This window comes from Bhargavaea sp. CC-171006 (assembly GCF_009761675.1).
In the GTDB taxonomy this organism is placed as follows: Bacteria; Bacillota; Bacilli; order Bacillales_A; family Planococcaceae; genus Bhargavaea; species Bhargavaea changchunensis.
The window spans coordinates 156,778-183,043 of record NZ_QUZH01000012.1; the positions used below are offsets into that span (position 1 = coordinate 156,778).

General features: G+C 45.9%; 19 protein-coding genes. 8 read left to right on the forward strand and 11 right to left on the reverse strand.

Going from position 1 to position 26,266, the window contains the following annotated elements; translation table 11 throughout:
• The first annotated feature begins 129 nt into the window (after window positions 1-129).
• The gene (locus DZC51_RS05385) at window positions 130-444 is read left to right on the forward strand and encodes a winged helix-turn-helix transcriptional regulator (RefSeq protein WP_157294347.1); all 315 of its coding nucleotides are present in this window, start codon (window positions 130-132) and stop codon (window positions 442-444) included.
• A 26-nt stretch (window positions 445-470) separates the two neighbouring features.
• Window positions 471-1,397 (forward strand): DsbA family protein, encoded by a 927-nt coding sequence (locus tag DZC51_RS05390; protein ID WP_157294348.1) that lies wholly within the window; start codon window positions 471-473, stop codon window positions 1,395-1,397.
• 40 nt (window positions 1,398-1,437) lie between these two features.
• Here DZC51_RS05390 and DZC51_RS05395 read toward each other — a convergent pair whose 3' ends face one another.
• A complete protein-coding gene (locus DZC51_RS05395) occupies window positions 1,438-2,028 on the reverse strand; it encodes a TlpA disulfide reductase family protein (RefSeq protein WP_157294349.1) in 591 nt (196 codons plus the stop codon).
• Window positions 2,029-2,145: 117 nt separating this feature from the next.
• Here DZC51_RS05395 and DZC51_RS05400 point away from each other — a divergent pair, with 117 nt between their 5' ends.
• On the forward strand, window positions 2,146-2,355 hold the full coding sequence (locus tag DZC51_RS05400) for an alpha/beta-type small acid-soluble spore protein (protein WP_157294350.1): 210 nt from the start codon (window positions 2,146-2,148) through the stop codon (window positions 2,353-2,355).
• Window positions 2,356-2,442: 87 nt separating this feature from the next.
• On the opposite strand, the gene DZC51_RS05405 is transcribed toward DZC51_RS05400, so the two are convergent.
• From DZC51_RS05405 to DZC51_RS05420, 4 genes are all read right to left on the reverse strand, one after another.
• The gene (locus DZC51_RS05405) at window positions 2,443-3,684 is read right to left on the reverse strand and encodes a Ger(x)C family spore germination protein (RefSeq protein WP_157294351.1); all 1,242 of its coding nucleotides are present in this window, start codon (window positions 3,682-3,684) and stop codon (window positions 2,443-2,445) included.
• A complete protein-coding gene (locus tag DZC51_RS05410) occupies window positions 3,681-4,775 on the reverse strand; it encodes a GerAB/ArcD/ProY family transporter (RefSeq protein ID WP_157294352.1) in 1,095 nt (364 codons plus the stop codon). The genes DZC51_RS05405 and DZC51_RS05410 overlap by 4 nt, the downstream gene beginning before the upstream one ends.
• Window positions 4,772-6,337: a spore germination protein gene (locus DZC51_RS05415; RefSeq protein ID WP_157294353.1), complete on the reverse strand. Its 1,566-nt coding sequence runs from the start codon at window positions 6,335-6,337 to the stop codon at window positions 4,772-4,774. The genes DZC51_RS05410 and DZC51_RS05415 overlap by 4 nt, the downstream gene beginning before the upstream one ends.
• A gap of 178 nt (window positions 6,338-6,515) precedes the next feature.
• Window positions 6,516-6,821 carry a monooxygenase gene (locus DZC51_RS05420; protein WP_157294354.1) on the reverse strand — a complete coding sequence of 102 codons (306 nt, stop codon included), beginning with the start codon at window positions 6,819-6,821 and terminating at the stop codon, window positions 6,516-6,518.
• A 211-nt stretch (window positions 6,822-7,032) separates the two neighbouring features.
• Here DZC51_RS05420 and DZC51_RS05425 point away from each other — a divergent pair, with 211 nt between their 5' ends.
• The 4 genes from DZC51_RS05425 to DZC51_RS16390 all read left to right on the forward strand — a co-directional run bounded on the left by DZC51_RS05425 (window position 7,033) and on the right by DZC51_RS16390 (window position 12,444).
• Entirely contained in the window at window positions 7,033-9,144 is a 2,112-nt protein-coding gene (locus tag DZC51_RS05425; RefSeq protein WP_157294355.1) for a catalase, read from the forward strand.
• Window positions 9,145-9,346: 202 nt separating this feature from the next.
• Window positions 9,347-10,501 carry a beta-aspartyl-peptidase gene (gene iadA, locus DZC51_RS05430; protein WP_198304066.1) on the forward strand — a complete coding sequence of 385 codons (1,155 nt, stop codon included), beginning with the start codon at window positions 9,347-9,349 and terminating at the stop codon, window positions 10,499-10,501.
• 32 nt (window positions 10,502-10,533) lie between these two features.
• A complete protein-coding gene (nhaC, locus tag DZC51_RS05435; RefSeq protein ID WP_157294356.1) occupies window positions 10,534-11,988 on the forward strand; it encodes a Na+/H+ antiporter NhaC in 1,455 nt (484 codons plus the stop codon).
• A gap of 108 nt (window positions 11,989-12,096) precedes the next feature.
• Window positions 12,097-12,444 carry a hypothetical protein gene (locus DZC51_RS16390; RefSeq protein ID WP_370513674.1) on the forward strand — a complete coding sequence of 116 codons (348 nt, stop codon included), beginning with the start codon at window positions 12,097-12,099 and terminating at the stop codon, window positions 12,442-12,444.
• Window positions 12,445-12,493: 49 nt separating this feature from the next.
• On the opposite strand, the gene DZC51_RS05440 is transcribed toward DZC51_RS16390, so the two are convergent.
• From DZC51_RS05440 to DZC51_RS05455, 4 genes are read right to left on the reverse strand one after another with little or no spacing between them, the layout of a single operon-like run.
• On the reverse strand, window positions 12,494-17,095 hold the full coding sequence (locus DZC51_RS05440; protein ID WP_157294357.1) for an FtsK/SpoIIIE domain-containing protein: 4,602 nt from the start codon (window positions 17,093-17,095) through the stop codon (window positions 12,494-12,496).
• A 17-nt stretch (window positions 17,096-17,112) separates the two neighbouring features.
• Window positions 17,113-18,531: a hypothetical protein gene (locus DZC51_RS05445; protein ID WP_157294358.1), complete on the reverse strand. Its 1,419-nt coding sequence runs from the start codon at window positions 18,529-18,531 to the stop codon at window positions 17,113-17,115.
• A 5-nt stretch (window positions 18,532-18,536) separates the two neighbouring features.
• Window positions 18,537-20,063: an nSTAND3 domain-containing NTPase gene (locus DZC51_RS05450; protein WP_157294359.1), complete on the reverse strand. Its 1,527-nt coding sequence runs from the start codon at window positions 20,061-20,063 to the stop codon at window positions 18,537-18,539.
• A 14-nt stretch (window positions 20,064-20,077) separates the two neighbouring features.
• Window positions 20,078-22,054: a Druantia anti-phage system protein DruA gene (locus DZC51_RS05455; protein WP_198304067.1), complete on the reverse strand. Its 1,977-nt coding sequence runs from the start codon at window positions 22,052-22,054 to the stop codon at window positions 20,078-20,080.
• Window positions 22,055-22,705: 651 nt separating this feature from the next.
• On the opposite strand from DZC51_RS05455, the gene DZC51_RS05460 reads away from it, so the two are divergent.
• Window positions 22,706-23,218, forward strand: coding sequence for a hypothetical protein (locus DZC51_RS05460; protein WP_157294361.1), 513 nt, complete (start codon window positions 22,706-22,708; stop codon window positions 23,216-23,218).
• Window positions 23,219-23,248: 30 nt separating this feature from the next.
• Here the strand turns inward: DZC51_RS05460 and DZC51_RS05465 are convergent, their stop codons facing one another.
• Both DZC51_RS05465 and DZC51_RS05470 read right to left on the reverse strand, forming a co-directional pair.
• Window positions 23,249-25,684, reverse strand: coding sequence for a DEAD/DEAH box helicase family protein (locus tag DZC51_RS05465; protein WP_157294362.1), 2,436 nt, complete (start codon window positions 25,682-25,684; stop codon window positions 23,249-23,251).
• Window positions 25,677-26,003: a nucleoside triphosphate pyrophosphohydrolase gene (locus DZC51_RS05470; protein ID WP_157294363.1), complete on the reverse strand. Its 327-nt coding sequence runs from the start codon at window positions 26,001-26,003 to the stop codon at window positions 25,677-25,679. Before DZC51_RS05470 ends, DZC51_RS05465 begins: the two co-directional genes overlap by 8 nt.
• Window positions 26,004-26,266: the final 263 nt, after the last annotated feature.

Sequence of the window (26,266 nt, forward strand, 5' to 3'; positions counted from 1 at the left end):
TCTGCTTGGTCTTTCGTGACGCTCTCCTGGACATTCGTTGTCGCTTCCTGGACTTCCGCCATTGATATATTTTTTATACTTGATATACTAAGTATACAACATCGCAAACACACAAAAGGAGGAATGCCCTTGCAGACCTGTCCCTACATGGAGGCGGCCTTTCAGATTCTCGGCAAGAAGTGGAACGGCCAGCTGGTCCACTACCTGTGGTCGCGTGAAAACCATGCCGCCCATTTCTCTGAAATGAAGCAGGACCTCACAGGCATGACGCCCCGCGCGCTGTCGCTCAAGCTCACCGAACTGGCAGAGGCCGGCCTCATCGAGAAGACTGTCCATCACGAGCCATCGGTCAGCATCCGCTACCGACTGACCGACAAAGGCGCGGCACTCGCGGAAAGCCTGAAGCCCATCCAGGAATGGGCCCAGCAGCATCTCGACGTCTAACTCAGCCCAACAAAGGAGGAAGAATGATGAACAAAGACAATCTGATCTGCGATATGGAAACCGGCGTATGCGGCGTGCCGGGAGAGGAAAACACGACCGGCTTCCAGATGCTCGACTTCAGCAAACCGAAGGAAAAAGTCGACCTTTACTATGTGACCGACCCGATCTGCTCGCACTGCTGGGCGCTTGAGCCGCAGTTCCGCGCGTTCACGGAGCGGTACCGCGACTATCTGAACGTCCACACGGTCATGGGCGGCCTGCTCGAGAAGTGGGACGGTTTCGCCGACCGAGCCAACGGCATTTCCGGGCCGCAGGACGTCGCGTCCCACTGGCGGGAAGTCGGCGAGCATAGCCGGATGCCGATCGACGGCTCGCTCTGGCACACAGATCCTGTCACATCGTCATTCATCCCGTCCCGCGTGTTCAAGGTCGTTCAAAAACACGACCCGTCTCTTGCACCCGTCTTCCTCCGCCGTGCCCGCGAGGAACTGTTCGCCTTTAACCGCAACATTTCCGACGCCGGCGTCCTGAAGAAAATCGTCGACGGAATCGGACTTGACGGAGACGCCATCGTTAAGGAATCCGAAACACCGGAAGCGCAGCAGCTGCTCGAAGAAGATTTCCAGACAGCCGCAAGCCTCGGTGCCCGCGGCTTCCCGACGATCGTTCTAGTCAACAAAAACCAGCAGGGCGTCAAAATCGTCGGCGCCCGCCCGCTCGAGGCGTACGAAGAAGCCCTGAAACAAGTCCTCACCGAAGGCGAGCCGAAAGCAGCGGACACGCCGAACCTCCAGACCGTCCTGGGGAAAGAAAAGCGGCTCTTCTCCAAAGAAATCGAAGTGCTCTACAATATCTCTCAGGAAGAAGTGGAAAGCTTCGTCACCCGCGAGCTTCCGGATGGCTCGTTTGAAACGGAAGACGTGCTTGGCGAAACGGTTTTTTCCCTAAGATAAAATGAAAGCAGCTGGCAATGAATCGACGCCTGCTGCTTTTTCACTTTATCTTATCGGCAAGCAATTGCTCATTTAGCGGGAGCACGATACGTTCGATGATCACACCATCTTCATCCAATAAGTAGGTCGTCGGAAAAAACATTACTTCAAATTGATCTGTAATTGTTCCTTCCATATCCATCAAGATCGGGAAAGTCAAACCGAGTTCCGCAGCGAAAGGTTCCACTGCCTGTCCGCTACTTTGTTCGGTCGTTGTCGCATTGACGGCGATAATTTCAAACCGATCATTCGTTTTTTCTTCATAGTACGATTGCATCTCGGGCATTTCTTCCCTGCATGGAGGACACCAGGTCGCCCAGAAATTAAGAATGACTTTTTTGCCGCGGAAGTCCGACAAGCTGACAGTCTCTCCGGCCAGATTCTCCAATTGAAAATCAGGGGCCTTTTCCCCATTTCTGAGACCCGTTTCATTCACTTCTCGCGGGATCTCTCCCTCGGTTAAGTTTCCATCCTCATATTCAGAGACATCGATTGCCTGATTAGTCGGGAAGTTCATCCGAATCATCGTAAACACCAAATATCCAATGAACATGATGGCAATAAACGTTCCCGCTATCCTTAATGCCTTCATGATTCTCCCCCTAAAATTACCCTTAACTTACTGTATCACAGATGAACTGGAAAATATCTCATCGAATCGTTCCTCTCCAAGCGGTTATTCTAACTGCACAAAGGAGGCGAGACAATCATGGCAAACAACAACAACAACAATTCCAACAAGCTGCTTGTACCGGGCGTACGCCAGGCACTCGACCAGATGAAGGAAGAGATTGCACGTGAATTCGGCGTACAACTGGGTGAAAACTCGACAGCGCGTGCCAACGGTTCCGTCGGCGGAGAAATCACAAAGCGCCTGATCGCCCAAGCCCAGCAGCAAATGAAAAACGGCGGCCAGTAATCCGCCTGAACTCAGTATGTCCGTATCCCAATCCGCCATGCGAAAGAACCGCCGGAGGGCCTTCAACCCTTCCGGCGGTTCTGTTTTTCATTTGTCTTCCTCAAACTTTTTGAAGGCGGGCGGGCTGAGCTGTTCGCCGAAGCTGGTGACCGAGACCTCGTAGTGCAAATCGACATCGGCCTCTTTGAACTTCTCTCCCCACTCAAAATTTTCAAACCCGCTCACGGTCCAGAAGTTTCTCCTGGCCGTGGCGTACCAGACGAACGGTTCCCCGGTGTAGTTTTCCTGCAGCTTTTTGATCAGCGAATCGGACGCCTCTTCCATCTTCTCTTTAACCATTTCCCTCAGGGCATCCCGCCTTTTTTGGCTGGCGGTGAAGTCTTCAAGGGCGATGTTGGAGTTGACTTTGACTTGAAGCGGAACCTTCACGTCAATTTTGACCGGGGACCGGTCCGTGTCCACCTCGATTTCGGTGTGTGAGCTTTGGTTCAGGACGAGGGAGATCTGATAGTTCTCATTTAATGGATCGGGAAATTCAGCCGTCATGGTCTCGATCAGGTTCTTTCTCCTGAGCAGTTGGGAGATTCTTGTTTCCTCTCCGTTTAACATTCCGACCATCTTGCCCTCCTGCATGACGGCCGAGCCGATCATTTGCACGGGATCTCCCGAATCTTGCGGCACTTCGCCTGCCGAGTAGTCATCGTCATGCCGGATTCCGATCGGATCTCTTTCCGCGGTGGCATAAGCCGCCAGAAACAGTTCCCCCTCGGTCCGCTGGAAAAAGGCATTCAAATTGGAAACCGGGGAGAATCCCGTCTTTCTCCAATTGTCCTCCATGAACTGGTAGTACTTGTGCGGACGCGTTTCCATCGTCGGCTTGTTGGCATGGATGAACGCTTGCGCCCGTTCTTTCGAGACGATCATGATCGTTTCGCGCCTCATTTCCGGATCAATGATCGCAGAGCCGATGATGTGCTTGAACAGGTCGTCTCTGGCGAGTTCCTCCCCGACGATGATCGTCTGGAGATGGGAGAACGTGATCTCCCTGGAAAGGGAGGATTGCGCCAGTTCCTTGGCGGACAGCAGATCCACCGAGGTGATGGTGACAATGTCCGAAGGCGGTTCCTTCTGCGCTTCCGCTGATTGTGTCGTATTGACCTGGGGGTTGGAGATCTGGAAGGTGACCTTCACCTGATGGTCCTGTTCCGCTTTGTCCAGTCCGATGACCGAGACAAAAGCCGACGTCTCCAATTCCCGGCGCTCCCCGCACCCTGACACAAGCAGCAGGATCACCAAAACCATTCCAAGCTTCCATCCGTTCCATCTCATCGCTTTCCCTTCTTTCTGAACCGGTCCAATCCCCATAACAACGCAGGCAGCAAGAGGAAAAAGACGGATGTGGACTGGAGCAGCAGTTTCCGGAGATGGTCTCCCTGCAAATGGTTTTCCGGCATCATCCCAAGAACGACAGCCGCACCCGCCAGAGGCAGAAGAAGCCGTTGATACGGCGGATAGCCGATCAATTTGCCGAGCAAATAAGCGGAAATGTACAGGTAAGTCGCAAAGTGAATGGCGGCGCCGATAAACCATAGCGCCAGGAAGAAGGCTTCCACATGGTTTGCCAGAGACCCGATCATGGCCATTCGGGTGAGATGGTGATACGGATACGCAATGTTCCTCACGGCAGGGTAGTCGAATATCATGACGAAGACCGCCAAAAAAAGCGCCATCTTGAATGCCGGCACCCACAACCCCCAGATGGACGCTTTCCGGTACGCCTCGAATGTCCGCACCCGGGAAGCCAGCACCCCGACGATGATGATGTCCGCGAAAAACGAGCTGTACCCTACGCCGCCCTTGATGACTTCCCACCCTCCCGCGCCGGCAATCGGAAAGAGATAAAGAAAATTCAGCTGACTGGCCACTCCCAAGACGAGAATCACCGAGGTCACCATGAAGACCGGGACCACCAGCAAGGCGGTCCTGCCGATGGCCTCCAGCCCCCTGTGCGAGATATAAAGCGCCGCACCCAGCAGAAGCGTCATGACGATCAACAAAGCGGTGTCAGGATAATACATCACCGTGACAATGTCCCCATAGCTCCGGCCGTTGAGCACCGTTGACGAGAAGACGGACGCGAAAATGAGAAAAGTGATCAGGCGTCCCAGAATGCTCCCGGTCAATTCCGTCAGCAGTTGGAGCAGGTCGGTATCGGTATCGCCTTTCTTCAGGAGGGAAAGCATCATCATCAATGGCACAAACAGGACCGCCGCGGAAATCAGCGGCATCATCCAGGCTGCCGTGAGCCCCGTTTCATGCAGCAGGTTCGGCGTTGAGTCGGTGACGCGAATTGCCATCATCCCGTACAGGATAGAGAAAAACTCCCTTGTGCCGATCTTGCCGTCGGACACTTGGATCATTGGCGGTCCCCTCCCTCGGGTTTCGACCTGATGGCATCACGCGGCTTCATGGACAAAGGACGGAGCCATTGTTTCCGGATGATCGGCCGAAACAACAGGTCCCGGGAAGACGGCATATGGGGGGAAAGCGGCGCGAAAAACGGCACCCCGAACGACTTGATTGACGTGGCGTAGGCCAGCAAGACCGCAAGCACAAGCGCGATCCCGATGAACCCCATCGCATAGGCCGCAAACACAAATGTAAACCGGATGATGCGCGTCATGACACTGAGGCCGACGTCGGGAATCGCGAACGATGAAAGGCCGGTGATGGCGATGACGACGACAAGCAGGGGGCTGACCAGGTTGGCCTGGACGGCCGCCTGTCCGAGGATCAGCGCCCCGACGATCCCGATGGTGGTTCCGAGCGGAGTCGGTACGCGGATGCCCGCTTCCCTCAGGATTTCAAACGTGAGTTCCAGAAGGAGCAGCTCCAACAGCGTCGGAAACGGGACCCGCTCCCGGGACGCCGCAATCGCCAGCAGCAGGTCGGTCGGAATCATTTCCGGGTGGAAGGTGACGACAGCCAGATAGATCGCCGGCATCAGCAAGGAGAAAAACAGCGCAAACAGGCGGATCAGCCTTGCGAAGTTGCCATAGGCCCAGCGCAGGAACTGGTCCTCCGCCGTATGGTATAGCGACCAAAAGGTGATCGGGGCGATGAGCGCATCGGGTGAGTTATCCATCAGCAACACGACATGCCCTTCCAAGAGGAACGAACCGGCCCGGTCCGGCCGCTCGGTCGTCATGGTGGAAGGAAACAGCGAATACGGACGCTCCTCCAGCAGCTCTTCCATCTGGAAAAGCGTCAGAATGGCGTCCCTGTCAGCCTGTGAAATCTTGTCCTTCACGTTTTCCACCAGTTGAGGATCCGCAATGTGGCTCAGGTACAAGACAGAGATATTCTGCGGGGATTGGGTTCCGACGGTCATCGTCTCGGATATCAGCCGGTGATCCTTCACCTGCCTGCGGATGAGGGAGTGGTTGATGGCCGACGATTCCACGAACGCGCTTTTCGGGCCTTTGATCACGATCTCACGGGTCGGTTCGGCAACCGAGCGATTTTCAAAACCGGCGGAGTCCACCGCAATCGCCTGGTTTTCTCCATCGATCAACAGAACCGCGCTGCCGTCGATCAGCTTGGCGACCGCCTGGTTAAGGTCTTCGACGGTCTCCCTGCCGGAGATCGTCAAGACGTTGTTTTTGAGTTCGTCCACCAGGTGGTCCGCCGATTCCCTGCCCGCTTTCCACTCCATGAGAGGCTTGATGACCTGTTCGGCGATCTTGTCCGAATCGGCGGTCCCGTCGACAAACAACACAACCGCCCTGCGATTAACAGACGGAATCCGAAGCTCCCGCCTTTTCAGGGCACTGTTGAGGGGATAGCGGAACAGGTCTTCGAACCGCTTCGTATTAAAATCGAGCACCAGGGAAAATGCCTCTTTCGGAACCGCACCCTGCGCCCCTCCCTTTTCCGGCTGACCGCTCTGTCCATTGAACAGCCTCTTCAGAAAGTCACTCATCTTCTGCACCTCCCCCTATCAGGGATGGATTCATAGATGAAGGATGGACTGAAATACTTTGAGTTAACCGTGTTTCTCAGGAAAGAATGTGAGTTTCGGGAGATAAAAATGATCCCGGCAGCCTGCGGGGATCAACTGGTTCTATTTGGGTTGTCTGCAGGCCGTGTTCATTAAACCTTCACCCGACCGGCCCGGACGTCATTTCGGTCAGCGGTCCGTTTACGTCGAAAATCCGGCCGCGGATCCCGGTGATGCCGAAGCTTTGGAGGCGGGCGGTGTGCATGGCGAGATAGTCCTCGGCGTGCTGTTTCGTCTCGAACAGGTAGATGCCGCCGGCTTCCCGGTTTTCTTCGCTTTCCGTCCAGATTTTCCATAGGAAGCCCGGCTCGCCGGTGATGCTTTGGGCAAGGTCCGTGTAGGCTTCCGACATTTCCCGGCCGAATGGGCCTTCTGTTTTGAAATCGACTTGCAGCAGTACTGGCATGTGATGTCCTCCTAATTTTGTGGAGCTGGCTAATCATTGCGGCGATTCCTGCCCCGCTAGTTTTGGTCGTTCCCACTTTATGATCCTTCCCCATCTCCCCTTTCCCTGAATCATCACCCGGTTGCTTGGCAACCCTTCCCATGAAGGGAATGTTCCCCTTCCCTTACGCATACATTTACAGGCGAATGGAAAAGAAAGGACGGGTGATGACATGGATCAGTTTCCACCAGGGCCAGAAAATGAAGGCCAGGGCGGCGAAGGCAGCGACGACTACAAAGGCCTGGAAGCCTTCGAAGGACCCGATAACCCCAAGCAGCAGCAGCTGGACGAGTACCGGATCCGGAACACCGGCAAGCCGCTGACGACGAACGCGTCCGTGAAGCGGGCAGGCGACTCGGAGCAGCTCAAGGCAGGCGTCCGCGGCCCGGCGCTCCGGCAGGATTATCAGTACTTCGAGAAGATGACCCACTTCCTGCGGGAAGAAATCCCGGAGCGGGTCGTACACGCTCGGGGCTACGGGGCGTACGGCGAGTTCGAGTGCTATGAGTCGATGGCCGAGTTCACGAAGGCCGGGTTTCTCCAGAAGCCCGGGAAAAAGACGCCGACGTTCGTCAGGTTCTCCACCGTGCAGGGGCCTCGCGGCTCGTACGACACCGCCCGCGACCTCCGATGCAAGGGAGTGAAGTTCTACACCGAGGAAGGCAACTATGACCTGACGACGATCGCGATGCCGGTCCTCATCAACCAGGACGCCATGAAGTTCCCCGATGTGATCCACGCCTACCAGGCCAAGCAGGACGATGGCATCCCGACCGCGACCGGCGCCCATGACCGGTTCTGGGACTACGTCGCGAACAACCAGGAAGCCCTCCACATGACACTGTGGGTCATGTCTGACCGCGGCATCCTCCGAAGCTACCGGATGATGGAATCGTGGTCGATCAACACGTACCTGTTCGTGAACGCGGAAGGCGTTGCGACATTCGTCCGGTTTGTATGGAAGCCGGTGCTCGGCGTCCACTCGCTGCTTCAGGACGAAGCGATCAAGATCGGCGGGATCGACCCGGACTTCCACCGCCGCGACCTCCGCGAAGCGATCGACAAGGGCTACTATCCGGAATATGAGCTCGGCGTCCAGCTGATCTCGATGGAAGACGAGTTCAACTTCGACTTCGACGTGCTCGACCCGGCGAAGTTCTGGCCGGAGGAGATCGTTCCGGTCAAGCTGATCGGCAAGATGACGCTGAACCGCAACATCTCGAACGAGCACGCCGAGTCCGAGCAGGTCGCCTTCAACCCGGGCAACGTCGTACCGGGCATCGACTTCTCGAACGACCCGGTCCTTCAGGGCCGCCTCATGGCCTACCAGGACACCCAGTATCACCGGCTCGGAAGCAACAACTTCCAGGACCTCCCGATCAACCGGCCGCTCTGTCCATTCACGAACAACACCCGGCGCGGCTACATGCGCTACCGGATCGACACGGATCAGGTGAACTATCACCAAAACTCGCTCGCGGACAACACCCCGTACACCGTCCCGGTAGAAGAAGGCGGCTACGAGTATTATCCTCAGTACGTCGAGGGCCACAAGATCCGGGCCCGGAGCGAGTCGTTCAATGACTTCTTCTCGCAGCCGAGGATCTTTTGGAACTCCCTCACCCCGATCGAGAAGCAGCACACGATCGAGGCGCTCAGCTACCAGCTCGGACGGTGCAGGAACATCTCCGTCCGTGAACAGAACGTCGACATCCTCGCCAAAGTCGACGAAGGCATGGCCGCCGTCGTCGCCGACAACATCGGCGTCCGGCGATCGAACAATTCCCAGGTCGATGCAGAGGCCCGCTACAACTCGCTCAGCCAGTACAGCACACCGAAATCCCCGGCCACGCAAAAAGTCGGCGTCCTGATCGGCGACGGCTTCGACAGCCAGGAAGTCGGCCGGACTCTCGAGACCCTGAAGCAAAACGGCGTCTTTGTCGCCATCATCTCCGACACCCTCAACCCGGTCCAGGCATCCGACGGCACGATGCTCAAAGTGGACGAAACGTTCCTCACCTACAGCCCGTACCTCGTCGACTCGGTCTACGTCGTCGGCGGAAGCGCGAGGAACCAGGATAAATTCGACCGGGACATCGTCGAGTTTATCCGCGTCGCCTATACGCATTTCAAACCGATCGGCGTCGCCTCGGGCGCGAACCACTTCCTCCAGGCCACCCAGCAAAACAACCTGGCCGGCGTCGTCTTCGCCTCGAACACCCAGAACTTCGGAGAGGAATTTGTGAAGGCGATCGGGACGATGAGGTTTTGGAATCGGACGTAAGATCACACTGTCTCAGATTCAGCGGAAGCTGAAAGTCTGGGACAGTGTTTTTGTTATCCAAATTAAACAAAAGCTGTAACCAAATCCATGAAAATTCAAGCTAAATATACAGAATAGTATTCTAAATATTATTACTTTAATAATTTCGGTGACACGAAAGAGTAGTTTGAATATAGTAGTCAAATAAGGAGGCTGACGCAACATGCTGACGTTCATCAAAAACGCTGAAATTTATGCTCCCAAACCACTCGGAACCCATTCCATCCTGTTCGCGGGCAATGAAGTCCTTAAAATCGGAGAAATCGATGAAGCCGCCCTCAAGAACTCCGGCGCCGAAGTGACGATCATCGATGCCGAAGGGAATCTCGTCATTCCCGGGCTGATCGATCCCCATGTCCACTTTATCGGAGGGGGCGGCGAAGGCGGCTTCGCCACACGCACGCCTGAGCTGCAGCTGAGCGATATGATCAGCGGCGGCATCACGACCGCAGTCGGCCTGCTCGGCACCGACGGTACGACCCGGCACATGACCTCCCTTCTCGCAAAAGCCCGTGGCCTCGAGGAGGAAGGTGTCACCACCTACATATATACCGGAAACTATGACGTCGACACCCCGACGATCACCGGCAGCGCGAAAGACGATATCATCCTGATCGACAAAGTGGTCGGCATCGCCGAAATCGCCATCTCGGATTCCCGCTCCGGCCAGCCGACCGTCGAGGAACTGTCGAAACTGGCGGCGCAGGCACGTGTTGGCGGGCTCCTCAGCGGCAAAGCCGGCGTTGTCCACTTCCACACCGGTCCGGGAAAGGCGTACCTTTCCCAGCTGCATGAACTGCTCGACCACTACGAGCTCCCGCCGACCACACTCTACGCGACCCACATCACGCGCAGCCAGGGCCTCGTCGATGACGCCATCCGCCTGGCCGCACGCGGCTCGTTCGTCGACATCACAGCGGACGACAAGACAGGCGAATGGATCCGCTACTACAAGGAAAACGGCGGCGATATGAACCAGCTTACCATCTCGTCCGACGGCAACGGCAGCCTTCCGGTCTTCAACGAAGACGGTGTGATGACCGGTCTCGGTGTCGCCAGCATGCGGACACTCTACGAGCAGTTCACTTCAGCTGTCAATGAACACGGCCTTTCTCTCGAGGAGGTTCTTCCGCTTATCACATCCAACACCGCACGCGCGCTGAAACTCGGACGCAAAGGCCGGGTGGCAGAAAACGCGGACGCAGACCTGCTCATTCTCGACAAGGACACGCTCGCCCTGCGCGACGTCTTCGCCAAGGGGCAACGCCTAATGAAAGACAGCGAGATCATCGTGTTCGGCACGTTCGAGAAACGCTGACATCCAAGACACATCCACCTAAGGAGGCACCAATGACCGCACGAAAACCAAATCTGTTTGAATCTTTTTCTCCCATTGTCGTCATGCTTCTTCTGCTCGCCATCGGTTATGGCGTCTTCAAGTTCCCGCCGGAGCCGCTCCTCGTCCTGGCGTCCCTGTACGCCGGGCTCATGGCCCTCCGCGTCGGCCTAAAATGGGACGAGATGATGGACGGTATCCAGGACAAGATCCGCCAGGCGATGCCGTCCATCCTGATCCTCATCTCGATCGGCATCCTGATCGGCACCTGGATGATCGCCGGCACGATTCCGATGCTGATCTATTATGGGCTTGAGATTATCAATCCTAGCTACATCATCGTCATCGCCTTTGTCGTGTCCGCCCTCATTTCGATTGTCACCGGGACTTCCTGGGGATCGGTCGGAACAGTAGGGGTCGCCCTTATGGGCATCGCGACCGGCCTTGACGCGAATCTTGCGGCGACCGCGGGCGCCATTGTTTCCGGTGCTTACTTCGGGGACAAGCTGTCCCCGCTTTCGGATACGACCAACCTCGCTCCGATCGCCGCAGGAAGCGAGTTGTACGAGCACATCAAGCATATGCTCTGGACCACCATTCCGGCAGCTGTGCTTGCACTGATTGTTTACTTTATCGCCGGATTCAACCTGAGCCCAGGCAATATCGGCACTCCTGAAACCATGACGACCATGCTCTCTCAGCTCAAGGAAATGTTCAAGTTCAGCTGGCTCTTGCTTTTGCCACCTGCAATTGTCCTGTTCGGCTCCATCAGGAAGTACCCGACCCTTCCGGTCATCATCCTGTCCTCCATTGTGGCCGCCATTCTCGCCTGGCTGATCCAGGGTGTTAGCGCAACGAACATCTTCGCTTCCACCGTTTCCGGATTCACGGCCGAGATGATTGAACGCGACGGGTTTGACCCGGCAAGCGTCATCTTCGAGGTCACCCGGCTCGTCAACCAGGGCGGCATGCAGTCCATGACCGGCGTCGTCCTGATCGCCTTCGCGGCCTTTGTGTTCGCGGGAATCCTCACAAAAATGGGCGCCCTCGAAGTCATTATCGACGCCCTCATGAAGATCGTGAAGCGCACAGGCGACCTGATCCTGTCGACCGTCCTGTCCTGCATCACGATGGCACTTGTCACAGGCAACTCCTACCTGTCCATCATCGTCCCGGGCGAACTCTACAAAGATACGTACAAAGTGAAAGGCCTCGCCGCCAAGAACCTGTCCCGGACACTTGAGGACTCCGGCACCGTGATCGTCCCGCTGATCCCATGGTCCTCCGCAGGCGTCTTCATGGCCGGCACGCTAGGTGTCTCCACGCTCAGCTATGCGCCTTGGGCAATCCTCTGCTACACCGGGTTCATCTTCGCGATCATCCTCGGCTATACGGGCATCGGTATTGCCAAAGCAACGAAGGAAGTTGCGAAGGAAAACGCAGAGAAAAAAGTGGCCACGGCCGAGTAATTGTTATGAGCCATTTCCAAACAATAAGCCCCGGAACTCATCGGAGTCCGGGGCTTATTGTTTGAAAAGTCTTGATTAGGCATCCGACTTTTCCTTTTTGGACGGGATATCGTCGAATTTGTCCGTGTCGCCTATACCCACTTCAAACCGATCGGCGTCGCCACCACCGGTCAGATCTACGTTCAGGCCACCCCGCAGAACAACCTTGCCGGTGTCGTGTACGCGGCGGATAACCCGAACTTCGGTGAAGAGTTTGCGGAAGCGATCGGGACGATGAGGTTTTGGAATCGGACTAAACGTATGTATGAGAAAAGCGGCCCCCTCGTGAGGGAGCCGCTTTTCTCATTTTTGTACTTTTCCTACCCATATTCTGTACTTCAATCTAGGCCCGGTAGTCTTTCGTGTCTAAAAATCAACATTTGTATTGATAGCAATCGATTAAATAATGAGTTTTAGTGCATTTCTATCTCGCATCCTATTTATATCGCCAACTTAAAAAAGGAGATTAATTGTTACTATACTTTATCTCTAAATAATTCTGCAATTCATCTTCTCCTACGTAAAGCCCCTGCAAACGTTGAATAATACCGTTATTTGAATATAACATATCTCCTTTACCTAGCAGGTCTTCAGCACCTGTTGCATCTAAAATTGTTCTAGAGTCCTGATTGGCCGGTAGCCAAAATGAAATTCGAGTTGGCATATTAGCCTTCAATCTAGATGTTACTATGTCAGCACTCGGTCTTTGAGTAGCAATTACTAGATGAATCCCAACGTTTCTTGATCTTTGCGCCAACCTAACCATATTATTTTCAAATTGGGTTTTAGTTCCTTCCATATCGGCTACAGCTACCAAGTCTGCATATTCGTCTACTATGACTAAGATTGGCTTTAGAGGATGTTCAGAATTCTTCTCGTTATAAGACTGAAGATCCCTGCTTTTAGATTCTCTTAGTAATTCTGTTCTTCTTTGCAATTCAACATTAACAAGTTCATTTAATACTTCAACTGCATTTTCAGGCTCTATTATCACGCCGCCATTTCTTAAATGAGGGAGGTCCTCAAAATATATAAAATCTGTCTGTTTAGGATCTATAATTACTAACTCCAATTCATTATCATTGAACTGTGAAATAAGGCTTAGAATAATACTATACAAGAAAATAGTCTTTCCAGAACCAGTAGTTCCCGCAGTAAGAAGATGAGGAGCCTTCGCTATATTAAGATATTCCATTTTTCCAGTTGGTTCTTGGCCTAAGATTACTTTTAAATCACCGATATTTCCTCTTTCAATGGTATTTAAATGATCAAGCAAATAAACAGTTTCTGATTCATCCCTTGGAACATCCATATAAATATAATTTGTACCTCTCTCGTTATCCACAAAAATTTCGTTTATAGCTTCGATTTCTCTCGCTATATCTGATTGTACTTTTTGTACCTTACGTAAATTCTCTCCAGGTCTCAGCTTAACTCGGAACCTTACAAATCTTGAAGCCACTAACGCTTTGTTAGGATCAACTTCTTGAACGTCAATAGAATAGTCTTTTAGAGCTTGATAAATTCCTTTGGCCTTTTCTTCAATAAACTCTTTAATAAAGTTCGCGCTACTTTTCTTTTCTTGTTCATTCTCATTATTAATTATAGTTACCGGCACCTCACTTTCTTTTAGGTTATTTTCTTTTCGAACATCCAGGTCTTCAGAAGAATCTTCAATTGTTTCTTCAGGAGAAGAAGTATTTTTTTTATTATCTCCTTCAGGTTCCCAATCTTTTGTCTTATTAACAACATCTCTATTTTCATCATCCAGTTTAAGTTCAGTTTCAGAATCGTAACAAGACGAAACATATTTTTCAATAACGTCATTATTTAATTCACATAAAATAATATCATCGTCCGAAGTATATTTAACTCCATGCTCTATTGTGCTCGAATTATTATTAAAGTTCACATAGTAAATTTTATTGTTCACCTTAATACTTTCCAACTTATTTGAGAATAAGTCATTTAAGAAATCCGTCCAAGACTTCTTTTCCTTTTTACTCAAATCCATATTAAAAAGTGTTTTATAGACTTGGTATCGTAGGAGTTCTCTTCTTGAAACACTTGTTAACTTGTTTTGTTTAAGAATAATTTCTTTAATTAACTTATTTATTGTATTAACTTGATCAACTGCATGACCATGGATTTCTTGAGTGCCATCTAAATTTTCATTGTTAGAAATGGTAAAGTCTTTAAAAGTCTTTACTTCAATAATATCGATAACTGCTTCAGAGTTCTCTCCTTTACGTATGCCTATTAAATCGGATGTTATCTTTTCTTCCCTATCCTTTAACCAAGTTCGTGCTAAATCTTCATCTAGACTAGCCAATAATGAATCAGGGAACTTATCTCTATACCAGGAAGCTGATATAGCTAAACCTAAAGAGCCTTTAGCATGGTTATCATCAAAAACTCTTGAATTACTATTGCTTATAATATTCATTAAGTTTTTTTCGTCTAGGCTTTTAACTTGGTTTATTAATCTTTCAATACATTCATCTTTGGGGATGTAATTCCCTATATTCCTTACAATAGAATCTAAACCCTTGACCAACTTATCAATTCTTAATGTATAAATTCCAATTTCTCTATTACTTGAAGAGTTGTAAAAAATACAGTTTTTAGAACCGATGGTTGAAATTTCAAAGTTCTTTAGATTTGCATCAGCAATAATAAACCACTCCGTATTTCCCATTAACTCCTGTAATTCTTCTTTAACTGGTTCTAAATTTGAAACCACGGTATTTTGCCAACCTTTAGGCTTGTCATTAAGTTTAGCTACTAAATCGTTATAAACAGTAAATATATCCCCCTGATTAGTCGGTAAGATTTCTAACATATCGGTTATAGGATCATAACTAAACATTTTAGGAATACATAAAGGGTGTACTTTTAAATTAGATTTATTTTCTGTTCTTACTTCAGAAATAGTCTTTATGCTAGGATCAAATACACTAATAATATGGTAAGGTTTCTTTTTTATCTGGCCTAAAACCTTTTTCAAATTCTTTGTTTCTGATTGGACATTAAGAGAAAAATTATCGCTATCTCTAAATACCTTAATGTAATCCTCGTCCACATCTTCGGTATCTCCCCAAAAATAAGGAGATTCTTTTGTTTTATATATGTCTATTTGAAGACCTACTAATTGTACTTTCAAGATCATGTCTTTAAAAATGTTCAGCGTATCTTTGACGCTAGGCGGATCAATAAAAGCTACTCTCAAACCGATGGAACTATGGGGATATACAGATAAAAATTTCATTACGGATGATTGGATTGTCTTTAAACCATCTGTAGATTGCTTGACATAGTAATCGTTAGAATAAATGGGCAAGTTGCCCAACTTACCCATCTCCGCGATAACCTCATCTTTATTGTTTGTAATAAAAGTACTTACAAAAACAGTATTGAGAGGGTTCGGTATTTCTTCTGAGGTTTTAATTAAATATGTTCTATCTAAATCTGAAAAATTGTCTTTTTCATCTTTTATACGTTTTGCTAACTCTATATATTTCCACAAATACAAAGGATTAAGTGGAGTTAAAATAGCATGAGTTTTGTTTTCTTTTGACAACACGAATATTGTATCAATAGAATTTATCTGTGCAATTAATTCTTTTGCTCCCACCGGGCTATAAGTTGCAAACTTCAAATAACTATTTTTCAACTTTGTAATTAGTTCATTATATTGATTTAAGTATTCGATAAGAAAATCATTCTTATTAAACATATCGATTACATTTAACATCGGAACGATTGACAGTTTTGTTTTAAATTGCACTAGTTCTTTTCTCATTTCCAGAAGTGTAGTGAAATTACTTAAGATATTATTAGCCTCTTCCGGAAATTCTTCTGAGAATGAATGCAACTTATCTTTTATCTCATTAATATAGTCTTCATTAAATAGATTTACTTTAGCGCTATCAATGTTAGAGAGGGCATTAGGAGCGTTAGTTTCCTCAGTTAATATCACGCCACCATGGGTATCTTCACCTATAAAAGCATTCAACATGTTGGATACCTCTGTTGAAAGTTCAACTTTTGTTTGAATCCCCCCTTCAGTTTTAATAGTTAGAGACTTCTTCTTATCGCTATCTTCTTTTAACTCTTCATCCAATTTCTCGATTATATCTGATATTTCTTTTTCATCATTATCCAAAATTAAATCAACGCCTAAGGAGTTTGGCGAATGAGAATGCCTGTTGCCATTCTCATTATCATTCTCATTCGTATTTGTATCTTTTCTTTTGGTTGTTGAAACTTGTTTTAACAAATTACTTACTTCATGGAGTTTGAGATTAGATAGCAGGTTCGGATCCCGGGACTTGAAATAATTCAGTAGAACAGCTGGAATATTATTTTTAGTAGAGGTTTGTAATATTTTTAAATCTGACTCCTCTAAATACCTAATACGTTGAACAACACTATAATTATCAAGTATCTTTTTTCTTATAACTTCTCTTTTAGGGCTGTCTAATAATGTTTGATCAGGAATAAGTCCCAGCGAATATATTTCATTCATCATACTTTCAGTTAATTTATCGAACTTGAGGACGGAGCAATAGTATTGAACTAGTTGTTCAAAAGAAATTATATTTTTAATAGATTTTGTTTTGATGACTCTCCACAGATTTTTTATTGACTCATTTGTATCATTAAAACTGTCTAATGCCATTTCGCACAATGCATTATAAATTTGATCTGTTGTGATTTGCTTGTACCAATTCAAAGAACTTAACTTTGGTATATGTCTTCTAACTATAACTACTTTAGTTCTATTAATATTTACATCATGACGTGCCTTTTCTGCTTCCTCAACAGTAAAAGCAATGTCATCTAAATGTTCTTGTTCTAGGCTATTTCTTAACTCAAAAACTTCTTCTACATTAAAGCCCACAAAAAAAATCAGAGGCGTTTTATCTTCATGAGATAAGATATTTTGCACCAAAATATTGTAATCGTAATTTGGAAGATTTTTTAATAGTATACCATGTGTATCATTCTCTATTTCTTTCAAGATTTCTTTTGACAAAACTGAAGCTGTTAGTTCGATCGAATTCATGATATCCTCCTCTACTTTTACAAACCGAAAATTATAACTCCATCTGCATATTTTTTCGCATATCCCATAGATATATACATTTCAGATATTCCGTCTGAATTGATTGATAAAGAATTGTGTAAATCACCAGGAGTATTCTCTGATATATTATACTTTCTTAATATATCAACATCTTTTTCCGGATTAGCACCAATTATTATTCCAAACTCATCCCAAATTCTTTGTCCGAATTCTGATAATGTAAGATTCTCACCTTTATTGAGAGCGGCAAGAATAAGTATCTCTAAGATATTAGGATCAGAAATAAAACGTTTTTTAGATCTTCCAAACACTAAATTAATTCTTTTAGCCAAACTAACATATGTTTTAGGAGGATCATCAGTTTTCAACACTCTGGTATACATGATAATACGGATAGCTCTAGCAAATGATTCCAGTAGTCTTCCTGTTTGCTGGTAATATCCGCTAAACAATTCTTCTAACTCTTTATGTGGATTCACATTTTCTTCTTTTACTTCTATTGAGAATTCATTTATTGCATTAATTACATCTTCCTTTGTTTTAATTACACCTTCCTTTTCAAAAAAATTCTCTAAAATTTTCTCGTATAAACTTTCAATATTTATCCTTGTTAAGAGTAGTGATTCTTGACTAGCTCTTTGTATAGTTTCATCGCCAATATTCGCATCAAGAACAATGGGGTTATGAGTTGAAATTGAATCATCATAATCTAATATCTTAGAACCAAGATGATAGAGAATAGAAAAGCACCCAAAAATAATTAATCTTTCAAGTAGGAGCAACTTATTTTCACCCATAGAATTAAGAAGAAGCCTATCATACGATTCTCGAATCTTTAGTTCAACTCCACTTAACTCAGACAACGAATCTAAATCATTTATACTTCTAGATTCAACTTTAGTGGTTAATAAACTTAGAAACCTTGAAATCTCATCATTTTCATCACTTAAGGAATCTTTTATTGTTCGAATAACAGGTGATATTTCATTTTCTAAAGGGGTGTTTAGAATCCTATACAAAAAAACGGGCATCTCGAATTCATTTTGAACTATTCCGCCAACTTGTGTTTTTGAAGACATTGTTAAAGCTGAATACTTAACGCTGGGTTGAGCCCCTTTGTCCGCGTTTAACAACATCCCTATATAGGTTCTCAATTCATTAATGTCTTCTTCAGTCATATCATCGTCTAAAATCTCTCTGAATTCTTCTTTTATTTCTTGTGCTGAATGAATTTCTTTTCCATCTTTAAATCTTTTCGCCCACTTATTTAAAGCATCTAATTTATAGTACTCTCCCAGCACATAACGGAAAAGCCCATTTGCAATATGAACTGGTTTTATCCCATTGGAAAGAGGTTTGTAACCTATATGTTCTAGAACATAATCATTTAAATCTTTTAGTCTGTTATTCGCCATTTAAATCACCTTGACTTTAATAAATATTTATTATCCCTAATAATTACCTTTCCACTTTCCGGTATTAATTCATTCTTGAACATGTATTCATTAGTCGGGAATTTCTTGGTTTCATTTGATAAATTGGCCATAAACTTTCTCAAAGTAAATTTATGATTATCATGTAGTATTTGTGGAGGATAACCTTTTCTTAGTAACTCAAGTAACTTGAAAAATTCATAGTCGATACTCACAAAACTCTTGTCAGTTACACTAAAAATAAAATGATTTGGAGTATACTCGATCTCCTCTAAATGGTTAGGTAATCTCGGAACCAATATTTTGGTATTTTGGTAAGGTATACTGTTATTTGATATATATACATTATCTGAAGTTTCTTCATAACTATGGCTTATCCAAATGTATAACTTTTGATCTTCTTCTTCACTTTGATCAAAATATTTATTTATGGATAAAATAATTCTTTGACTTACTTCTAACATGGAGTCTTTACTTTTTCTTATCACACTCAAAAAATCTATTAATTCTTTAGGATATAAGTTGAATAACTCAATTCCTTGTTCATGTTCGAAGAAAAACTTCCTTTTTAATGACTTAAATTCAGACATAGCCTCTTCATTATCCTCTAAGTCCTTAGGATGTTTTTCAGGAACATCTAAGAGCCACCCATCTTCAAATTCGCCATTCCAAAGTTTCTCATCTATGAATGGATGCGTAATTTTTGAAGGATCTAATTTTCTTATCGCATCAAATAAATCATTGTCACCTTCAAATAATAAATTGTAATAATACTTTTCTTCCGAGGATTCATCCGTAGGTGCATGACCGGAAGTGAGGATGTAAGAAACAAACCCTATAACATCTCGCATCACTGCGTGAACTCCAATATTACCAAGAATGGAAACCAACTTAACTACTCTCTTTACTACTTCGTCATGTTGTAAAGAGAGAAGATTTCTATTCATCCACTTATTGTATTCTGTAAGCGTTACATTCTTAGTAAGTCGTTCAAGCACCGTTTTAATAGATTCCTGGTGTAATAAATTTCTATTATTTAGATCGATTATCACTACTTTATTTTGATAATTATCCATTTGGCAATCATCATTGTAAATAATGGTATGATTTTTAACTTCTTCAATTTCATCTTTATAAAGAAATTTATTGTCCATGCTTCTTAGGAGTTCTAACAACGGATATTCGTTTATTGCTATCAGGGCAGGGTGTCCTTTATAAACCGACGCCGCTAATCGTTCTAAAAATTCATTGTAGTCGCTAACTTCATTTATGTCAGTTTCAATAAAAGTATTTTTTTTCGCCAAAAAATCATTTAGATATCTAATTATATGTGTTTTTCCATCGCCAGGATTACCTGTTAATATAACCAACTTGTTTTTTTCTATAAAATTCCTAATCGCCCTTTCAAGATTAGAAGGAATGTGAATCGCTTTCAATTCTTCATCACTGAAAATTTCTGCGTAACTATTTCTTCCATTATACATTTTAGAAATAAAATCTAATGTTAATTCCATAGTGCTAATCCTCTCTAAAAATAATTACTTACTAAAATACTCTCCGATTTAAATGTTTCCAGCCGTTTTTTGACTTCAATATTGTGAACCCGATTTTTTAACCACCGTTTCTTCCAATACTCAATTATTCTATCTGTATTAAATTCTTCATTTCCATCTAAAGGAATATAATATTCTAACTCTTTATCAGCACCATTAAGAAATTCTTTAGTATTCGCAGCTAAATCGATTCCATATATAATTCTTTTAGTCTCTTGTTTTACTAATCTTTCTGGCAACCCTAACGCGGAGAGGCCTGCCCTCATTAACCTCATCCGCGGACTAGTTCCTTCACCAAATTTATTGTTAATTTTTCTTTCGCCATGCAATTGGATTAACATCTTATCAATTAACCATGTTGTCTTTTCACTGAAGTAAGTTGAACTAAAGCCTTCTGTTTCTCCTAACTTTAGATATTCTATATTACCAGTAATTCCAGGTATCTTAATGCGATTATATTGACTACTTCCTATTTGATATAAGGAAGTTGTACCTAGAAAAGCTAATTTAGAATCTCTTACTACTGACTCCCCTTTCATTCGTGAAGCTATCTCGCTTATCTGATTGCTGTATCTATTGTTATAATCCGCAACTACCACCGGACTTGTCATTAACATTGCCGTTAATTTTCCGGCCAAAATCTCGTTGTAGGGAGGAATAGCTCCACATACTATTATTTCCATCATGTTAGAACCAATTTTTGTTTTTCTATTAGCTTGCAGAGCCGTTGTAACCACTTTCCCGCCCTTAAATTTGACGATTTCTTTAAGTATCTCATCAGGTTCTTTTAGTTTTTCTCTTAGATCAAGGATTGTTTTTTTAGCAAAAAGTAAATTCAGCAATTCAGCAGCTCGTTTTTTTATAAATAGTGGAGTTATCGTATCAGGGTGTACATCAAACGTTTTATTAACGGATATAGAAGGGTTTGACTTTATTTCCTCTAATTTCTCAAGTGTTTCATCAGTCGGATATTGCACCTCATGGACAGACAAAATGTCTTCATAAAACACTTCATTAATGGCATTATTGATAAATTCAATAAATAGTTTTAATTTGTTATCTGAGTATTCAATTACTCTTTCTTTATATTCCTCTTTACTTTCCAATAATACCCTTTTCTTTACTTTCCGTTTAAGATCGCTACTCCCTTTTATATCTTCTTCATATTGGATTATCTCTTCTCTTTGTTTCAAATTCTCTTTAACTGAATCTAATGTCCAACCAATATAGTTGTCCCTATTTGATAATTGTAAAACTGAATTACCAAGAGCCGCTATCCCCATAACCGGATGATATTTTTGTGAGCGATCTCTAATTAGATAAAAAATATTCCTTCCTGGAGTCGATTTATAAGGAATTGACCAAGTATGCCTGAAATAACGCCATATTTCGTTTAACTTATATCCTGTTTGCTCACATACACCTTTATCTATAATTTGCAAATAAGGATCGACCACTTCGTAGTATTTCTTGCTCTCCATTTTTTTGAGAAGTATACTTGAATCACCAATTAAACTTTTTATACTAACTATATCGCCATTATGGATTTTGGGGTTTTCCATTTTATTAATGAATTTTTTTACTGACTCTTTTTTCAGTTGTGCATTTCTCTCAATTTGTAGTTGTTGTCTTAGGTACATTTTATTTTTTGTCTTAACCGTTTCGGATGGGGCTACATAAACATCTTCAACAGATGAAATTCTAAGTCTCCATTGTTGAGCGAACAAGTCACGTAAAAGCGAAAAAATTGCCACCATTTTATAACTTTCGATGTCACCGTCATTGACTTGACTACTTAATATCAAATCATTAAGGGCATTAACTCGCTCAGAGTTACTCATTTCGCTCAACTTAATTATTGTTTCTTTGAAATAGTTAAGATTAATTTCGTTCAATTTCGGAGACAATTTAACAAACTCTGCATCATGATTAATTTCTTCTAATTTTTTCATCATTTCTTTCCTCAGTCCTTGCTATATTCACCCAATATTCATGGTGGCTATTATGTTATGTGTAAGAGTCATATAGCCTTTATACTACTATAATCGTACTACATTTTCAGACTCATTAAATTGATATGTACTTTTTTACAAAGAAATAAGCATCTTGAGCAAGTTGATCGCTTTCTAAATTCATCAAAGTTATAGCATCCATTCAAAAATAACCTTGAATCTCTTGATTTCAAGGTCTACCTAATCCACAATCACTTTTTTGTGTAATCTCTTGTATTAACTGCTATTGCCGAAGGAAAATACTTTGTTCATCTACTAAAACAACTTTAAATTCACCTATGAAAAAATGGTAGGTGTCTTCGGCAACTACAATATTGTTAATTGGCAATTGTCTTTCTGATAGTCTTTTTAAAATTCGAACCATTCTTTTGTCATAAGTGTAAATTTCTATCCCATGCGATGAATATTCAAGTTTTCCTTTTACTCTGCTACTAAAAGGACCATAAAGCATTCTATAGTAATTTAAATCTCTTATTTGCTTAATATTGTCACACCTCCTCGTTATCTATATATGTATTCCCTGTTGGTATAATAACCCCTTTCTAAATTTGTGAAATTCGGTAAAATAGTCTTGATTAGAGGGGGGGGGCAATGTCCAACCAGCAAGCCATCATGACCGCCATCCAGGATGCCATCCGCACGAATGGACCTATCTGCCACCTGGATGATATTTATACATATGTACGCACTCACGAACCGGCTATCCGGTCCTATCAGGACGAGGAAGCCATCATCCGTAACATTATCTACCGCCACTCAAGCGACTGCGAAATCTTCAGGGGCACGTTCAGATGGGACAGTTATGACCTTTTTTATGCACCAAAAGGAATCGGATCAGGTCTTTGGAGCATCTGGCCGGATGAACTGCCGCTCCGCATCCTAATCGAAATCCTCAAACACCGCGGCGGACTTGCCACAGTTGAGGAAATCAGGCAGCACCTGATGCTCGACTACCCGCGGCTCTACGTGCCGGGTAAAGACACCTCGAATGAGATTAGTCAGACTTTGCTGCGAAACTCTACCTATCATCCCAACTCCAGTAACCCTCTCTTTTTCTACTCCAGTATTGTGGATGCATGGGGCATACGGCCGGAAATCGATTAAAGCGAGCATCCAAGTTGTTGGACGCCCGCTTTATTTTGTCTTTCGCTCAAAATACTCATGAAGCCGGTAATTTGCAATCTGTTCAGTCCACTTATGAAGAAGAACGGATTGCTCTGCGGAAGGTTGTGGGACCTGGATTGAAAAGCGATTCTCCCCAAACAGAACTTTCCCGTCCTTCTCACTCCCGCTCCACTTCGTCATCGGCATTCTAGCTATCAGATCTGCCGTTCTCTTCTCGTCATACTCTATTAGTTGCATGCCTGTTTTATCACTGAGATCCGCCCTTCTCCGGTATTCTTTCTCGTTCAGATATCGATGGAAGAACGGCGCAATTTCTACAGGTGTGACGGAATCCGTCCAACGTTCAGAACCTCTTGAGAGCATATAGAGAAGAACGACCATTTTATAGCTTTTGTTCATACCCGTTTTCTCAACTTCTATGAACCAGTCCTTAAATGTCTCCCAAACTTGGAGTTCCTTTTCCCGCAACTCTCCGGCATAGGCCAGCATACCAAAGTAGCTTCCAAATTCCTGCTTTACAGCCTTGGAGTTGGCATCTGCCTGCAGGTGGAACTCCAGGTATTCCGGACGGCGGCCGAGTTCGCGTTTCAGGTCATAATAAGCTCCGATGAGCGAGTCCTTTCTTGGCGCGCGTTTTCGTGCCATCTCCTTCAAGAGGTTGACGACCTGAAGTTCAAGATTAAACTCACAGACTTCCGGCACGGCCGGTTCGGCAAAGCGGCCACGCTTTTCTCCGTACTCTCCTGTTTCATCAAAGACCGCAAGTTTCACATCCGCGTTCCGGTAGTTGCCGATAAAGTCGATGATGACGCAGTGGGACTTCCCGTCTGCCAGCCGAAGCCCGCGGCCGATCTGCTGTGTGTAGACGGTAAGTGATTCGGTAGGGCGGATGAAGAGAAGCGTATCGACTTTTGGAATGTCAACGCCTTCATTAAACAGGTCAACAGTGAAGATGGCTTCCAGTTCACCTGATTCAAGGCGGTCGGTGGCTTTCCGTCGCTCTTCTGCAGGCGTCTGACCGTGCAGCACCATCGAACGAATTCCCTGTCTGCGGAAATAGTCGTTCATGAAAGTGGCCTGGCGGACAGACGAGCAGAACACAATCGTCCTGGTTTGCCTGTGCTCCATGTATCCTTCATAGATTTTCTCTGCGAAGTCTTCACGGAACTGTACCGCAAGCAGTTCCTGTTCGTCATAACGGGTCCCGCGCCATGTAATCTGCGAGTAGTCGGTGTCATCATAGACACCGTAATACCGGAAAGGGACAAGCCAGCCCCGCTCGATCGCCTCGAGGAAGTGAATCGAGATGGCTACATTCCCGCCGCAGATGGAATAAACGTCCTTATTGTCCATCCTGTCCGGTGTGGCGGTGATGCCAAGCAAGAACTCCGGATTGAAGTAGTCAAGAACGCGTTCATATGTAGGCGCCGCGGCATGATGGAACTCATCGACGACAATCAGGTCAAAGTCATCCGGTCTGAAACGCTCCATGTTGTGGCGGCTGCCGAGTGTGTAGATGGAAGCAAAGACAAAGTCCGCTTCCGTCTCTTTTACTGCAGCATTAAAGAAACCGCTAGTTTTGTCCGGATGAACATGCAGAAAGGATTGCTGTGCCTGCCGGAGAATCTCTTCCCTGTGCGCGATGAAAAGTACTCTCTTGAACTTCCTCGAAAAGAATGCGGCAAGGTACGTCTTGCCAAGCCCTGTCGCAAGCACGACCATCGCCCGGTCATACTCTTCTTCCATTGTTGCTTCTAGCGAATCCAGCGCCATCTGCTGGGCGGGTCGGGGTTGCAGCGGTTCGGCGGAGGCAGGCTTCGTTTCATAGTCAACGCCGCTTTCCGCAATTTCCTGGGCTTCACCCGGCCCGAGCATCATCTCGGCCTCTTCTTCCGCTGACCAAGCAGCGCTGAGTGGCCGCTGGCGATTGGCCTCCCGGTGATTCTCTTTGTAATCGGTCAGAGTCTCTGGATTTAGCGGAACCGTAGACTCATGATAAAACAGCTTCAGAAACTGATCTTCCGCTACCTCGAACGCCTGTTCATCCGCTTGTGACGGAGCCAGCAGATTCCACTCGACTCCTGAAGTCAATGCGGACTTCGACAGATTCGAAGAGCCGACGATCAGGTGGTGATTCTCTTTTCCACGGAACAGATAGGCCTTAGGATGAAAGCTGGCCCCGCCACTCTTCCAAAGCCTGATCTCGGCATCCGGAAGTTCATTAAGCAACAGTTCCAATGCCTCAGGCTGGGTGATGTACAGATAATCACCCGTCAGAAGTTTAATTGAAGATCCACGATTTGAAGCCGCTTTCAGAAACGGCAGCACCTTCTGGACGCCCGACTTCATTGTGAAGGCGGTCATCCAGTGAATCTCCTCCGCATCGCCCGACAGTTTTTCAAGATGCCGGATGAGTTCCGACGTGATGAGTTGCAACTTAGTCATCAACAACCTCAATCAGATAAATCTTCTCATCAAACGCGCCCCGCTTTTTGGCCTTTTCCTCCCGAATCATGTCCAGTTGGTGTGGTGTGGCGCCGTGTGCGGCGGCGGTCGCGTAGACAAGTTCGAGCATGTCAGCGAGTTCCTCGACGGCTGCGACTGCGTTTTCGGCTGCGAGGTATTCCTCGTATTCTTCCCCGATTTTCTTTCTGAGTTCCTGCATATATTCATTATCATTCAGGATCCGCGTCTTCGATTTCTTGCCTGCCAGTTCGATGATTTCCGGAATCCGGTCACGTACGAGTTTGTTGTGGATGGGCATGTTTGGTTCCTCCTCAATCATCTGGTGCTTTTCTTCCATTATAGAGGGTTTTGGTGCACGGGACCGGAAAAAGGCCTTATCCTTTCGGCATTCATACCGCACCAACAGAAAAACCGCCGGGGTTCCGGCGGTTTCAGACTGTAGACAAAGTGAGTGTATTGCTCCTTTGTCTGCAGTTTTTTTCTTTTCCCGAAATCCTCCGGATTTCCGCTGCGGGCCCTCGCTTACCGCGGGCGTTGCCTTAGCCTCCTCGAGCTGCGCTC